Source organism: Nonomuraea sp. B12E4 (genome assembly GCF_039871825.1).
Lineage (GTDB): Bacteria > Actinomycetota > Actinomycetes > Streptosporangiales > Streptosporangiaceae > Nonomuraea.
The window spans coordinates 128022-142579 of the sequence record NZ_JBDPME010000010.1 but is presented as its reverse complement, the minus strand read 5'-3'; the positions used below and the strand labels follow the sequence as shown (position 1 = coordinate 142579).

Genomic DNA, 14558 nt, shown 5'->3' with positions numbered 1-14558 from the left:
GAGGCACAGCTCTGCCCGCCCCTGTGGACAACCACTCCGCGCGGAGCGCCATGACCGGCCCGGCCACAACTACCCTCCCAAGGGTCAGCGGTCGCGGGGCGGTGCGCCGGTGGCTCGGTGGAGGGGGGCGCGCCACGAACCGCCGAACAACCTGCCCAGGAGCCTGAGTAGCCCTACGAGGCGGTGGTGCGGCAGATGGCCATGGATTGGCCGGGTAGGTGGAGGCCCTCCGCGGTCGGCAGCACGGGCTCGTCAGAGGACAGCAGTAGGGTGTCGGCCGGCACCGGCACCAGCACCGGGTCCTCCGAGAAGTTCACGCTCACCGCCAGCGCCCCCCGCCACATCACCAGCCACTTCCCCAGCGGATCCACCTCCACCCGCACCCGCTCCAGCCGCGGGTCCGACAGCTCGGGCAGCGCCTTGCGCAGCGCGATCAGGTCCCGATACCAGCACAGCAGGGACCAGTGCGCCTCCTCCTTCAGCTCCCCCCAGTCCAGCTTGGAGCGCAGGAACGTCTCCTCCTCCGAGGGATCGGGCGCGTCCCAGACGTACCCGAACCCTTCGAACTCCCGCTCCCGGCGCGCCCCCTCGCTCTCCCGCAGTTCAGGCTCGACGTGGTCGGAGAAGAACAGGAACGGCGTGCGCGCCCCCCACTCCTCCCCCATGAAGAGCATCGGCGTGAACGGCGAGGTCAGCAGCAGGCCGGCGCCCAGCTTGAGCGCCGGGATCGGCAGCCGGTCGCCGCGCGGGCGGTTGCCGATCTGGTCGTGGTTCTGCAGGCAGGCGACCAGCCGGTGGCCGGGCACGCCGGTGAAGGGCCGCCCGTGCGTACGGCCGCGGAAGCTCGAATACGCCCCGTCGTGGAACAGGCCCGACGTCAGCACCTTGGCCAGCGCCGGCAGCGCGGCGAAGTCCGCGTAGTAGCCGAACGACTCGCCGGTCACCGCGCAGTGCAGGGCATGGTGTACGTCGTCGTCCCACTGAGCCGTCATCCCCAGCCCGCCCGCGGCCAGGGAGCTCACCATGCGCGGATCGTTCAGGTCGGACTCGGCGATCAGCGACAGCGGCCGGCCGACGGAGCACGCGAGCGCGTCCACCTCCTCCGACAGCTCGGCCAGCAGGTGCCGGGAGCGCCGGTCGTGCAGCGCGTGCACCGCGTCCAGGCGCAGCCCGTCGAGGTGGTAGTCGCGCAGCCACTGCACGGCATTGCCGATGAAGTATCGCCGCACCTCGTCAGAGCCAGGCCCGTCCAGATTGACCGCATCGCCCCAATAACTCCCCTTAAAGTCGGAAAAGTAGGGACCGAACGGCCGCAGGAAGTTCCCCGAAGGGCCGAGATGGTTGTAGACGACGTCCAGGATGACCCCGATCCCGGCCCGATGGCACGCGTCCACGAACGACTTGAGCCCGTCAGGCCCCCCGTACGTCTCGTTCACCGCATACAGATCAACCCCGTCATACCCCCAGTTACGCCCCCCAGGGACGGGAGCGACCGGCATGACCTCCACGAAGTCCACGGCCAGCTCCACCAGATGCGGCAGCCGCTCGATCGCCGCCCCGAACGTCCCCTCCCCCGTGAACGTCCCCACGTGCAGCTCGTAGATCACTGACCCCCGCAGGTCGCGCCCCCGCCAATCGTGATCGGACCAGGTGAACCTGGCGTGATCATAGACGGCGCTCGGCCCGAAGATCCCGTCGGGTTGCCGCCGCGAGCGCGGATCGGGGTAGGGCCCGTCCCCGTCCACCACGAACGCGTACCTGGTGCCGTGTCCGGCCCCGCCCACCTCGGCCGACCACCAGCCCCCCGCCTTCGCCGACATGGGCCGACGCCCGCCCAGGACGTCCAGTTCGACAGCCGTGGCCCTCGGTGCCCAGACCTCAAAGATCATGTCTCTCCAGCAGTGCGACCGGATACTGACCGAGCAGGTGGCCGAGCGGGATCCGCCCGGTATGGAGACCGCCGGTGAGCAGGTCGCGCCAGGTCCCGGCGGGCAGGGTCAAGGTCGTGGCGCCCCATCCCGAGGCGGCCAGGCGCACCGGGAGACGGGTGGCCACCGCGACGGCGAGCGGCCGCCCGCGCGCGTCGGCTCCACGGGTGAAGGCGATCACGTGCTCCGCCGCCGCCCCCTCCGCCCCCAGCGGCGCGTACGGCGCCGCGCCCCCCAGCCGCCGCCGCAACCGCAGCGCCTGGGTGGTCACCAGCAGCTTGGCCGCGTCCCACGAGGTCTCGGGCTTGCGCGGATAGGTCACGGGCCGCCGGTTGTCCGGATCGACCAGCGAGAAGTCGGTCGTCTCGTTGCCCTGATAGACATCGGGCACCCCCGGCATCATGAGCTGCACCAGCTTGGCCCCGAGCGAGTTGGACATCGCGAAGGGCTCGATCCGCTCGGTGAACTCGCCGACCGGCAGCCGCACCGCCGCCGCCGCGAAGTCCCGCAGCCGCCGCTCGTAGGACGGGTCCGGGTTGACCCAGGAAATCGCCGTCTTCGCCTCGCGGGCCGCCTTGAGCAGGTAGTCCGTGAAGCGCTCGGCGGAGATGGGCCAGGCCGCCATGAGGTTCTGCCACGCCAGGTAGTCGAGCAGCGGATCGAACCGCACGGCCGACGACCACTCCGCCACCGCCGCGCCCCACGCCTCCGGGAGCTCCGACAAAACCGACAACCGCGCCCGTACGTCCTCGGACCGCTTGGTGTCGTGCGTGGACAGCGTCGTCATCGTATAGGGCAACATTTCGGCGCAAAACTCGTGGAACTCCTCCACCGGCACCCCGAACCGGTCCGGCTCCCCGCCCACCTCGTTGAGGCAGGCCAGCGGATACCACCGATAGAGCGCCGTGTCCTCGACCCCCTTGGCCATGACGGGCCCGCAGGCCTGCTGGAACCGGACGATCGCCTCGGCGGAGCCGGATAGGACCTCACGGACGAGCGGCAGCACGGCGGGCGAGCAGGCCTCGGCGGCCAGCTCCACGATCTCCGCCGACTCGGGTGGCGGCGGCTCCCCCGGCACCACGTACGCGCGATAGACCGGCATCGCGGCGAGCAGTTCGCGCACGGTGGCCGGGTCGCAGGAGGCCGCCCGCGCCAGCCGGTCCACCTCGGCGCCGAAGAACAGGTCGAGCACTTCCCGCTTGGCCTGCGCCATCACAGGCCGGTACGCGGAAGGCTGCCCCGTCATATCCGCAAATATCTGGACGAGGGGTGTCTGCCCGGCCGGATCCACGAACAGCCCGTTGACCCGGTTGAGCACGTCATAACCCGTGGTCCCGTCACAGGCCCAGTCGCCGGGCAGCCGCTCGGGCCCGATGAGGATCTTCTCGACCACCGTCCAGGCACCACCCGCCCGGTCGCGCAGCCGTTCGAGATAGCCGCGGGGATCGGCCAGCCCGTCGGGGTGATCGACCCGCAGCCCGTCGACCAGCCCTTCGTCCAGCAGCCAGAAGATCACCTCGTGTGTGGCGAACAGTACGGACGGATCCTCCACCCGCAGCCCGATTAACGACGACACATCGAAGAAGCGCCGGTAGCCGGGCCCGGCCCGCCACCCGACCAGCCGGTAGTGCCCGGGATGGGGGTAGGCGTGCTCGTGGTAGCGCAGCACGTCGCCGTCCACCACGAGCCCGGCGGGAACCGCCCCGGCGTCGCCGTCCACGACGGACGCGACGTCGGCGCCCAGTACGGGCAGCGCCACCTTCCCGTCGTTCCAGTCGATGTCGAACCAGTTCGCGTAAGGCGAGGCGGGCCCGTCCCGCAGCACCGACCAGAACTGCGCGTTGACCGTGTTCATGTGGTTGGGCACGATGTCCACCACGACGCCCAGGTCATGGGCGGCCAACTGCTGCGCCATCTCCCTGAACCCGGCAGCCCCGCCGAACTCCTCCCTGACCCTTGAGTGGTCGGTGACGTCGTAGCCGTGCCGCGACTCGGGCGTGGCCTGCAGGATCGGCGACAGGTAGACGTGGCTCACCCCGAGGTCGCGCAGGTAGCCGGCGATCTCGGCCACCTGGGCGAAGCCGAAGTCGGGGGTGAGCTGCACCCGGTAGGTGGAGGTCGGCCTAGACACGGCGCAGCACCCGCACGCTGCGTCCCGGCACCGCGACGGCCTCCCCCGCCCGGCACATCCGGGCGTCGAGCCTGATCGGCATCGCCGTGTCGATCTCGGTGTGCCACATCTCGCCGTAGTCCTTGGGGATCGTGAACCTGATGGTGTCGTGGTGGGCGTTGAACAGCAGCAGGAACGAGTCGTCCCGGATCGTCCGGCCGCGCCGGTCCGGCTCGGTGATGGCGTCGCCGTTGAGGAAGACGGCCAGCGACTTCGCGTATCCGACGGTCCAGTCGCTGTCGGTCATCTCCTCCCCCGAGGGGGTGAGCCAGGCGATGTCGTTCAGCCCGCGTACGGGCTTGCCGTAGAAGAACCTCCTGCGCCGGAAGACGGGATGCCTCTTGCGCAGCGCGGCCAGACTCTGGGTGAACTCCAGCAGCAGCCAGTTTTCCCGCACGTCCGACCAGTCGACCCAGGTCAGCTCGTTGTCCTGGCAGTAGCCGTTGTTGTTGCCGCGCTGGGTGCGCCCGAGCTCGTCGCCGTGCGAGAGCATCGGCACGCCCTGCGACAGGAAGAGCGTGGTGAGGAAGTTGCGTTTCTGCTGCTCGCGCAGCGACTCGACGGCGATCCCGGCCGGGCCCTCCTCGCCGCAGTTCCAGGAGCGGTTGTCGTCGGTGCCGTCGCGGTTGCCCTCCTTGTTCGCCTCGTTGTGCTTGGCGTTGTACGAGACGAGGTCCTGCAGGGTGAAGCCGTCGTGGCAGGTCACGAAGTTGATCGAGGCGGCCGGGCGGCGGCTGTCGTCCTGGTAGAGGTCGCTCGACCCGGTGAACCTGGACCCGAACTCGGGCAGGGTCGCCGCCTGCCCCCGCCACAGGTCACGGATCGTGTCGCGGTAACGCCCGTTCCACTCGGTCCACCGCGAAGGGAAGTTCCCGACCTGGTAGCCGCCCGGGCCCACATCCCACGGCTCCGCGATCAGCTTGACCTGCGACAGCACCGGGTCCTGCTGCACCAGGTCGAAGAACGCGCTCAGCCGGTCGACCTCGTGCAGCTCCCGGGCCAACGTCGAGGCCAGGTCGAACCTGAACCCGTCCACGTGCATCTCGATCACCCAGTAACGCAGCGAATCCATGATCATCTGCAGCACGTGCGGGGACCGCATGAGCAGGCTGTTACCGGTGCCCGTGGTGTCCACGTAGTAACGCTTGTCCCCCTCGACCAGCCGGTAGTAGTCGGGATTGTCGATCCCCCTGAACCCCAGCGTCGGCCCGAGGTGGTTGCCCTCGGCGGTGTGGTTGTAGACGACGTCCAGGATGACCTCGATGCCGGCCTCGTGCAGCCCCCTGACCATGGCCTTGAACTCCAGCACCTGGCCCCCGCGCTGCCCCTGGCTGGAGTAGCGGTTGTGCGGCGCGAAGAACCCGATCGAGTCGTAGCCCCAGTAGTTGGCCAGCCCGCGCTGCTCCAGGATGTGGTCGGTGACGAACTGGTGCACCGGCATCAGCTCGATCGCCGTCACGCCCAGCTTGGTGAGGTGGTCGAGGATCTCGGGGTGGTGCAGGGCCGCGTACGTGCCGCGCAGGTGCTCGGGGATCTTGGGATGGCTGTTCGACAGCCCCCGCACATGGGCCTCGTAGATCACGGTGTCGTGGTAGGGGGTCGCGGGCGGCCGGTCGTGCCCCCAGCCGAAGAACGGGTTGATGACAATCGAGCGCGGCACGTAGGGGGCCGAGTCGATGTCGTTGCGGGTGTCCGGCTGGCCGAAGCGGTATCCGTAGACCGCCTCGTGCCACCTCACCCCGCCCTCGATGGCCATCGCGTACGGGTCGAGCAGCAGCTTGGCCGGATTGCAGCGCAGCCCGCGGGCCGGATCGTAGGGCCCGTGCACGCGGTATCCGTAACGCTGGCCGGGCCCGATCCCCGGCAGGTAGCCGTGCCAGATGAACCCGTCCACCTCGCTCAGCGGCACCTTGGACTCGACGTTGCCCTCATCGAAGAGGCACAACTCGACCGCGTCCGCGACCTCGGTGTAGAGCGAGAAGTTGGTGCCCGCCCCGTCGTAGGTGGCCCCGAGCGGATAGGGGTCTCCCGGCCAGATCTCGATCATCGAGGCTCCCTTGAGGTCTCTCCCCATGTTCCGTTCCGTTTCACTGAGCTTCAACTCTTCTCAGTGATTCACCCGTTGCTGGGCGAAAGTCCCCGTCTTGCCCGGTGTCCCGGTGCGGGGTTGACGCTTCACAGCCACCAGCCCCGCCGAGCGGGGTCTTACGATCGGCTCCACGTCCGTTTCGCGTCACCGGGCCACTCCCGGCGACGTGCCGCCCCACCAGCGCGGCAGGGTTGCGCGCGGCGTTGACGTCGCGATCCATGACCAGCCCGCACGAGGGGCGGGCGAACGTGCGCACTCGCAGGGGCAGCTTGGCTTTCACCGCTCCGCATCCCGAGCACGTCTTGGAGGAGGGGAACCAGCGGCCGGCGACCACCAGGATCCCGCCCTGCCAGGCAGTCTTATATGTGAGTTGGCGGCGGATCTCACCGAACCCCGCATCGGAGATCACGCGGGCCAGCCGCCGGTTGCGGACCAGGCCGGCGACGTTGAGGTCCTCCACCACGATCGTGCCGTACTCGCGGGCCAGGCGCGTGGTCAGCTTGTGGAGGGCGTCGCCGCGCAGCGCCGCCACCCGATGGTGAATGCGGCTGCGCTGGGCCTCCGCCCACCACGGCGCGACCTCATGCTTGGCCGCATTCCACGCCTTGCGCAGCGCGTAGATCGACCACGACAGCGGCGGCGTGAGCTGATCCCCCTTTAGCCCGTAGGAGCGTTCGGCGGCCCGCCGGTCCAGATTCGCCTTGATGCGGGCAAGCCCCCAGTTGAAGACAACTCGTGCCGCGCCGCAGTGCGACGCGAGCGCACGCGCCTGGGACGGGGTGGGGTCGAGGGCGAACCGGTAGGCCTGCACGACCAGCATCGACCCACCCCCGAAGTATTCACTGAATGTGATCAGAAGATCACCATCAATCCCAACCTGAATAGAACACCTGAGCGATAGTTGGAACGCCAACCGATCGTCACCCCGCCCCCGACCGACCATGGAAAGAACCGACAAGCACTGACAACCTGACCAGTAGCTCAGCACCCGTTCCACCGGGCGAACCCCGGGCCTAACAGATCACCTTGTTCCTTCCCACACTCGCCGCATCATTACTCCGTACGAGCTCAAAGGCGGTGAGCCGCCCCCGACGGCGCGGTATCGAAGGCGGCCCACCACCACAGCATGCACCCGAATCGTTCGCCCGCGTCTCTCCCGGCTCCATACGATTGTCATGAGCGGTTCTTAGCGCGCGACAACCTCAGCCTCGGCGCTGCGCGAACTGCACGGTCGAGCTGGTGCCGGATTCCGAGAAGCCCGTATAGGTATGCCCTGATATGCCGCGACGCGGCTTTCCGGCTCTTGGGCCCAGAGGCGCGCGGGCGGGGTGCGGGTTCGACAAGATGGACCGATGAGCGTTGAGTTGATGGTCTGGGACGAGCCGGTTCCGATCGGCAGGGACCAGGCGCGCGCGACCTATCTGGCGGTCAAGCGGACCCGCCCGGTCAGCGGCGATGGCGTGCCCGAGGTCGCCAAGGAGCTGCCGGGGGAGGTCACGCTCTATCCGGGCCACGTGCTGGTGACGATGGACCTGGACACCATGGACGAGACGTCCGCCCGGGTGTTCACGATCGCGCGGGCGCACGGCCTGGTCTGCTACGACCCTCAGCGCGACCTCGTGCACAACGTGGCGCCGCTGGGCGTCTACGAGGGCATGCAGCTCCACACCGGCGACGGCATGGTCGTGCACGACCCCGACCTCGGCCTCGTCAACGACGTGCTGGCCACGCTGTCACCACAAAACCCGTTCGTGGCGCTGGTGAACTTCGGCCACCACTTCCTCCAGGTCTCGCCGGGCTACGAGCTGGAATACAAGGAGGGCACGCTCAGCCTGGCCATGGTGCCGGAGCTGGCCGAGGTGCAGCGGGCCTTCAACGAGTACGCCACCGGCGACCGCTCGTTCCTGACCCGGCACACCTGGACTCAGAGCACCTGACGGTAGAGGTCGGGGTCCACGTTCCCCCCGGACAGCACGACCACCGTCCGGCCGGCGGGGACACGCCCGGACAGCAGGGCCGCCGTGGCGACTGCTCCGGTCGGCTCGGCCACCAGCCGGGCCGAGCGCGCCAGGTGTCCCATGGCGGCCTTGATCTCGTCCTCGGTGACGGTCACGATGCCGTCGAGCCGCGCGCTGAGGTGGGCGAAGGTCAGCTCGGACAGCGGCGTACGCACCCCGTCGGCGATCGTGCGGAACGTCCTGGCCGGCTCCCACACCACGCGCCGCCCGGCCGCCAGGCCCTCTGCGGCGTCGGCGGCCAGCTCGGGCTCGACCCCGATCACCCGTACACCGGGGTTGAGCGCCTTGACCGCCGAGGCGACCCCGGAGGCCAGCCCGCCGCCGCCCACCGGCACCAGCACCACCTCGGCCTCGGGCAGGTCGGCGAGGATCTCCAGCCCGACGGTGCCCTGACCCGCGATCACCGCGCGGTGGTCGTACGGCGGCACCAGGGTCAGCCCCCGCTCGGCCGCCACCTTCTCGGCCACGACCTCCCGCTGCTCGGGCGGCACAACGACGAGCTCGGCCCCGCGCGACTCGATCGCCCTGGCCTTGATCTGGGGCGTGCCCTCGGGCACGACGACCACGCACGGCACCCCGAACTTCCCGGCCGCGTAGGCGAGGGCCTGCCCGTGGTTGCCGGAGGAATGGGTGACCACCCCGCCTGGCCGCAGCGAGGCCACCGCGTTGTAGGCGCCCCTGAGCTTGAAGGATCCGACGGGTTGCAGGCTCTCCGGCTTCACCCACGCCTCGCCCATGGGGACGAGCGGGGTACGCACCACGACCTGCTTGATCCGCTCGGCGGCGGCCCGGATGTCATCGAGGGTAACCAGCTCCATGCGATCAACCCTAATGTGGGGTTATGAGAACCCTGTACCCGCCAATCGAGCCCTACGACTCGGGCTTGCTGGACGTCGGCGACGGCAACCAGATCTACTGGGAGGTCTGCGGCAACCCTCAGGGCAAGCCCGCGGTCATGCTGCACGGCGGACCGGGAGGCGGGTGCAGCGCGAAGCACCGCCGCCAGTGGGACCCGGAGCTCTACCGGATCGTCCTGTTCGACCAGCGCAACTGCGGCCGCAGCCGCCCGCACGCCGGCGACCCCGCCACGGACCTGAGCGCCAACACCACCTGGCACCTCGTGCGGGACATGGAGCGGCTCAGGGAGCACCTGGGCATCGACATGTGGCAGGTGTTCGGCGGCTCGTGGGGCAGCGCGCTGGCGCTGGCGTACGCGCAGACCCATCCCGGCCGTACGACCGAGCTGGTGCTGCGCGGGATCTTCACCCTGCGGCCGCAGGAGCTGCGCTGGTTCTACCAGGAGGGCGCCGGCCACCTGTTCCCGGACCTGTGGGAGGGGTACGTGGCCCCCATCCCCGCCGCGGAGCGCGACGACCTGGTGGCGGCCTTCCGCAGGCGGCTCGAAGGCGCGGACCCGGTGGCCAGGCTGGCGGCGGCCAAGGCGTGGGCCCAGTGGGAGGCCGCCACGATCTCGCTGCTGCCCGACCCCGAGCGTGTCGCCGAGTTCGGCGAGGACCGGCTGGCCCTCTGCTTCGCCAGGATCGAGAACCACTACTTCCACCACGCCGGCTGGTTCGAGCCCGACCAGCTCATCAGGGACGTCGGCAAGATCAGGCACATTCCCGGCGTGATCGTGCAGGGCCGCTACGACGCCTGCACGCCCATGGTCACCGCCTGGGACCTGCACAAGGCGTGGCCGGAGGCGGACTTCCAGGTGGTCGACGACGCCGGGCACGCCTTCAGCGAGCCGGGCATCCTGCACCGGCTCATCGAGGCGACAGACGGGTTCGCGCGAGCCGTACGACAGGGGTGACGGCCCCCACCGCCAGCAGCGTGAACAGCGGGGCGAGCACGACCCCGAGCAGGAATCCCGCGGCCACGTCGTGCGGATAGTGCGCTCCCACGAACACCCGCGAGAACGCCATCAGCGCCGCCAGCGGCAGCACCACCCAGGCCAGAGCCCGCCAGGCCAGCACGAGCGCGCCCGCCGCCCCCGCCGCGATGACCGAGTGGTTGCTGGGGAAGGACCAGTCGTCCGGCGGCGGGCAGGCGGCGATCGTCGCGACCCCGCCGCGGCACGGCCGGTCCTCCCTGACGAAGGCCTTGACGACCTCGCTCACAACGTAGGCGAGCACCACACCCGCCGGACCCGCGACCACCAGCGCCAGGTCACGCGCCGGAGCCCGCCAGGCCCGCAGTGCGGCCACCGCGAACAGGGCGGCGAACAGGTACAACCCGCCGTCCGTGCCGACCTCGGCGAAGGTGTGCAGCCACTCGGGCGTAGTGTGGGCGAAGCCGACGATGTCCTGATACACGCCTGTCCATTCGTGAATGATCGATAGGCACAACCTTACGAACAGAGATCGTCATCCGCTCCCACTACCCGGCGGAAAGTCGGGAAAAGCGTGATCTCAGGACAGGAACTGGCGGATCAGGGCGGCATGCTTGCTGTCCAGCTCGGCCTTGGTGATGAGCCCCCGGTCGAACGCCTCGGTGGTGGCGTCGCGCTCGGCCACGTAGCAGGCGGCCATGATCTCGCTGCGGAGCGGCGTGAATCCGCGCTCCACGCAGTCGGAGAAGATGGTCACCTTCTCTTCCACGGTCTCCGCGGACACCGTGCACGCCAAATCCCGCTCCCTGAGCTGCTGAACCGCTTCACGGAGCGAAACCGGACCAAGGGCTCCGTTGAAGAGGGTGTCAAGAGTGATCTTCACCTTTTTTGCGCCTCCGTACGATTGCAACGTTCCCGATAAAGCGGCGTATTCCCAGTTCAGATCGGGTAAGAGGGCAGTCGTGATCGGAGAGCACGTGATCGTCGGCTACACCACGGAGCCGGGCGGGCGGGACGCGCTCGCCCTGGGTGCCGCGATCACGCGGGTCACCGGCGGCGAGCTGACCGTGGCGACGATCTACCCGCCGGGCAGCCCCGGGCTGGCGGTCGAGGCTCAGGCCAACCTGGCGCACGCGGCGGAGGAGCTGGGCGCGACGGCGGCCGAGTACATGGCGTTCGAGAGCCGGGGCACGGGCCGCGGGCTTTCGGTGCTGGCCAGCAGGATCAGGGCCGACCTGATCGTGGTCGGCTCCGCCTCGGGCGGGCCGCCCGGCCGCATCGCCATCGGCGCCACCTCCGACCATCTGCTGCACCGTTCCGCCGAGGCGGTCATGCTGGCGCCCGCCCGCTACGTCCCGCCCGAGGCCCCCGCCCGCCTCACGCTGGCCTACGTGCACCGCCCGCAGTGCGACGCGGCCGTCGAACGGGTGGCCCAGGCGGCGCTGCGCCTCGGCGTGCCGCTGCGGCTGATCACCTTCGACCTGCGCACCGAGGACCAGGGCAAGCTCCGCGACGACCTCGCCCTGGCCGTCCGCCTGGCCTGGGAGAGCACCGGCCTGGAGGCCGAGTCGGAGGTGGCCGAGGGCCACGCCGTGGCGGCCGCGATCGAGGACGTCGAGTGGCTGCCCGGCGAGCTGCTGGTGTGCGCCGCCAGCGAGGACGCGCAGCCCCACCGGGTCTTCCTCGGCGAGCTGGCCATGAAGGTGCTCCGGGCCTCCACGTGCCCCGTCACCGTGCTGCCCAGGGGGTTCTCCTAGGCTGCCTTCGTGGCTTAGGGGGTTTCGGGGTGTTTGTGGCGCGGGTGATCGTGGTCGCGGTACTGGCCGCGCTGTCCAGCGTGTACGTCCTGGCCGGGGCCGCGGACGCGGTGCTGGTCTTCGCGGTGCAGTGCCTGTACACGCTGTGGTCCAGGAAGTGGTGGCTGCTGGCGGCGCAGGCCGGGCTGGTCTACTGGGTGACGCTTGGGTCGGGAGCCTCCGTGGTGGTGCTCGGCTTCCTGGCGGGCTCGCTGCTGGTGACCCGGTTGTGGGCGCTGGCGCCGGGGGTCGTGTTCAGCGCGGTGGTGATCGCGTACGCGCGGGGCGGCGACCCGGTCACCACCCTCGATCTGACGATCACCACAGTGGTCATGACGCTGGTCGTCCTGGGCCTCATCCGGCTGGTCGAGCGGGTGGGCGAGCTGCACGCCACGCGCCTGGCGCTGGCCGCCGCGGCGGTGGCCGAGGAGCGGCTGAGCATCGCGGCCGAGCTCAGCGACGGTCTGGGGCGCGGCCTGGCCGCGATCGTGACGGGCGCCCGCCGCTCGCTCGCCGTACCCTCCCGGGCCGGGGAGGTGTTGGGTGAGGTGACGGCCACGGCGCGGCGGTCGCTGGCGGACGCGCGGGCCGCGGCGGCGAGCTACCGCGCGATGTCGCTGGGCCCCGAGCTGACCACCGCCCGCGCGATGCTGGACGCGGCGGAGATCGCCGTCGAGGTGCGGGCGGAGCACAGCGAGCCGCTGGGCCCCGCGGGCGCGCTGCTCGCGGCGGTGCTCCGCGAGGCCGTCACCGACGTGGTGGGCCGCGGCACCGCCCGCTCCTGCGTGATCGAGACCCGCGAGCCGAGCGGCACGGTACGCCTGCGCGTCACCGACGACGGCCGCCGCACCGCCGAGCACGACGGCCTGGCCGACCTGGACGACCAGGTCAGGGCCGCGGGCGGCACGCTGGAGCGCGGCCTGTCAGACAGCGGCCGCTACACCGTCGAAGCCGTCCTGCCCACCCCCCACGCGCTCCCGGCGGCCCGCCCGAAGGCGGACATGTCGGTGCTGCTGCTGGCCGCCGTGCTGGTCGGGTTCAGCGGCAAGGCCCTCATCCAGATCCCGCCCGCGCTGCTGCCGCCCGCCGCCGCGCTGCTGGCCGTGATCGTGGCCATGCAGCTCAGATCCGTGCACGGCCGCCACATGACGGCGCTGGCGGTGATGGCCGTGCTGGCCTACGCCCCCGTGCCGGCGTTCGGCCCGGTTTGGCTGGGGGTGCAGGGGTTCCTGGCGGGCCCGGTACTGCTGGCGTTCCGCCCGGCGGTGGCCTGGCCGCTGGCCGCCGCCGTCGTGGCGAGCACTGGCCTCATGGCCGCCCTGTACGCGCTGCCGCCCGCCCAGTGGGCGAACGTCACGCTCAGCACCCTGGTCACCGGCCTGGTGATCTACAGCCTGCTACGCCTGGCCCAGCTCGCCAAGGAGCTCAGGGCGGCCAGGGAGGGCCTGGCCCGCTCGGCCGTCGTCGAGGAGCGCCTGCGCGCCGCCCGCGACCTGCACGACCTGCTGGGCCACAGCCTTGCGGCCATCCTGCTCAAGTGCGAGCTGGCCCGCCGCCTCCCGCCGGAGCGGTCGCGGGCCGAGCTGGCCGACGTCCTGAACATGGCCGAACGAGCCGGGCACGACCTGCGCTCGGTCTCCGGCGAGCAGCACGACCTGTCGCTGCGCGCCGAGGCGAGCTCGGCCCGTTCCGTCCTGCGGGCGGCCCGCGTCGAGGTCACCGCTGAGCTGGCGCACCCGCCGCTCCCCGCCGAGATCGAGACCGTGCTCAGTGCCGTGCTCCGGGAGGCCGTCACGAACGTCCTGCGCCACAGCACCGCCCGCCACTGCGCCATCTCGACCGCCTTCTCGACGGCTGCCGACGGCCACACGGTACGCCTGCGCGTCCGCAACGACGGCGCCCGGCCCGGGGCGGCCCGCCGGGGGTCGTCGGGCCTGGGCAACCTGGCCACCCGGCTGGCCACGCTCGACGGCCGCCTCACCACGGGCGTCGCGGACGGCTGGTTCCAGCTCGACGCCCGGGTCGCGTACCGGCCGGATCAGGACCGGCCGGATCAGGGTCCACTAGATCCAGCCGGACTTGGTGGCGATGCGAACGGCGTCGGTGCGGTTGCGGGCGTTTAGCTTGGCCACGATGCCCGTGAGGTAGTTGCGCACAGTGCCCGGCGTCAGGTGCAGCCCGGCGGCGATGTCCGTCGCGTCGGCCCCGCCCGCCGCCAGCCGCAGCACGTCCGCCTCGCGCGGCGTGAGCGGGTTGTCGGCCAGGTCCCAGGCTGTCACCGCGAGCGCCCGGTCCAGCACGCGCTCCCCCCGCGCGACCGCGCGGATGGCCGCCACCAGCTCCTCCGGCGGCGCGGTCTTCAGCATGAACCCGTCCACCTGCGCCGCCAGCGCTCGCTTGAGGTGCCCCGGCTTGCCGTACCCGGTGAGCATGAGCGTCCGGCACGCCGGCACCCGGGCGCGGATCTCGGCGGCGGCTTCCAGCCCGTCCATTCCGCCCGGCATGTCGATGTCCAGCACGGCCACGTCGGGCAGGTCCACGGCGGCCGCGGCGACGGCCGCCGCGCCCGTCGCGACGGAGGCGACGACCTCCAGGTCGGGCTCCAGGCCGAGCAGGGCCGCCAGGGCGCCCCTGATCACCGCCTGGTCCTCAGCGAGCAGTAGGCGAATCACGGTGACATGTCTACCAGTGTCCGAATCATGATGACGTCATGGGTGATCGGTGAC

Annotated in this window: 12 protein-coding genes; 4 read left to right on the top strand and 8 right to left on the bottom strand. The window is 70.8% G+C overall.

The genetic code is table 11. From position 1 onward, the window contains the following. Positions 1-173: 173 nt before the first annotated feature. The 4 genes from treZ to ABGB18_RS23515 are packed head-to-tail and all read right to left on the bottom strand — an operon-like array spanning position 174 to position 7007. Entirely contained in the window at positions 174-1889 is a 1716-nt protein-coding gene (treZ, locus tag ABGB18_RS23530) for a malto-oligosyltrehalose trehalohydrolase (protein WP_347697727.1), read from the bottom strand. Further along, positions 1879-4059 carry a malto-oligosyltrehalose synthase gene (treY, locus tag ABGB18_RS23525; RefSeq protein WP_347697726.1) on the bottom strand — a complete coding sequence of 727 codons (2181 nt, stop codon included), beginning with the start codon at positions 4057-4059 and terminating at the stop codon, positions 1879-1881. Before treY ends, treZ begins: the two co-directional genes overlap by 11 nt. Then, positions 4052-6145: a glycogen debranching protein GlgX gene (gene glgX, locus ABGB18_RS23520; protein ID WP_347697725.1), complete on the bottom strand. Its 2094-nt coding sequence runs from the start codon at positions 6143-6145 to the stop codon at positions 4052-4054. The genes treY and glgX overlap by 8 nt, the downstream gene beginning before the upstream one ends. Positions 6146-6185: 40 nt before the next feature. Next, on the bottom strand, positions 6186-7007 hold the full coding sequence (locus ABGB18_RS23515; RefSeq protein WP_347697724.1) for an RNA-guided endonuclease TnpB family protein: 822 nt from the start codon (positions 7005-7007) through the stop codon (positions 6186-6188). Between the two features lie 532 nt (positions 7008-7539). Between ABGB18_RS23515 and ABGB18_RS23510 the strand changes: the two genes are divergently transcribed. Beyond that, positions 7540-8124, top strand: coding sequence for a hypothetical protein (locus ABGB18_RS23510; protein WP_347697723.1), 585 nt, complete (start codon positions 7540-7542; stop codon positions 8122-8124). Here ABGB18_RS23510 and ABGB18_RS23505 read toward each other — a convergent pair. Further along, a complete protein-coding gene (locus ABGB18_RS23505; RefSeq protein WP_347697722.1) occupies positions 8112-9023 on the bottom strand; it encodes a threonine/serine dehydratase in 912 nt (303 codons plus the stop codon). The two genes, ABGB18_RS23510 and ABGB18_RS23505, sit on opposite strands and share 13 nt — an antisense overlap. A gap of 23 nt (positions 9024-9046) precedes the next feature. Here ABGB18_RS23505 and pip point away from each other — a divergent pair, with 23 nt between their 5' ends. Continuing rightward, positions 9047-10018: a prolyl aminopeptidase gene (pip, locus tag ABGB18_RS23500; protein WP_347697721.1), complete on the top strand. Its 972-nt coding sequence runs from the start codon at positions 9047-9049 to the stop codon at positions 10016-10018. On the opposite strand, the gene ABGB18_RS23495 is transcribed toward pip, so the two are convergent. Together ABGB18_RS23495 and ABGB18_RS23490 are read right to left on the bottom strand one after the other, a co-directional pair. Beyond that, the gene (locus tag ABGB18_RS23495; protein ID WP_347697720.1) at positions 9972-10520 is read right to left on the bottom strand and encodes a phosphatase PAP2 family protein; all 549 of its coding nucleotides are present in this window, start codon (positions 10518-10520) and stop codon (positions 9972-9974) included. The genes pip and ABGB18_RS23495 overlap by 47 nt on opposite strands. Before the next feature lie 96 nt (positions 10521-10616). Continuing rightward, a complete protein-coding gene (locus ABGB18_RS23490) occupies positions 10617-10832 on the bottom strand; it encodes a hypothetical protein (RefSeq protein ID WP_347697719.1) in 216 nt (71 codons plus the stop codon). A 166-nt stretch (positions 10833-10998) separates the two neighbouring features. Between ABGB18_RS23490 and ABGB18_RS23485 the strand changes: the two genes are divergently transcribed. Together ABGB18_RS23485 and ABGB18_RS23480 are read left to right on the top strand one after the other, a co-directional pair. Continuing rightward, the gene (locus ABGB18_RS23485) at positions 10999-11793 is read left to right on the top strand and encodes a universal stress protein (RefSeq protein ID WP_347697718.1); all 795 of its coding nucleotides are present in this window, start codon (positions 10999-11001) and stop codon (positions 11791-11793) included. A 29-nt stretch (positions 11794-11822) separates the two neighbouring features. Continuing rightward, positions 11823-13955, top strand: a complete 2133-nt coding sequence (locus ABGB18_RS23480) for a histidine kinase (RefSeq protein ID WP_347697717.1) — start codon at positions 11823-11825, stop codon at positions 13953-13955. On the opposite strand, the gene ABGB18_RS23475 is transcribed toward ABGB18_RS23480, so the two are convergent. Then, entirely contained in the window at positions 13896-14504 is a 609-nt protein-coding gene (locus ABGB18_RS23475; protein ID WP_347697716.1) for a response regulator transcription factor, read from the bottom strand. The two genes, ABGB18_RS23480 and ABGB18_RS23475, sit on opposite strands and share 60 nt — an antisense overlap. Positions 14505-14558 lie beyond the last annotated feature (54 nt).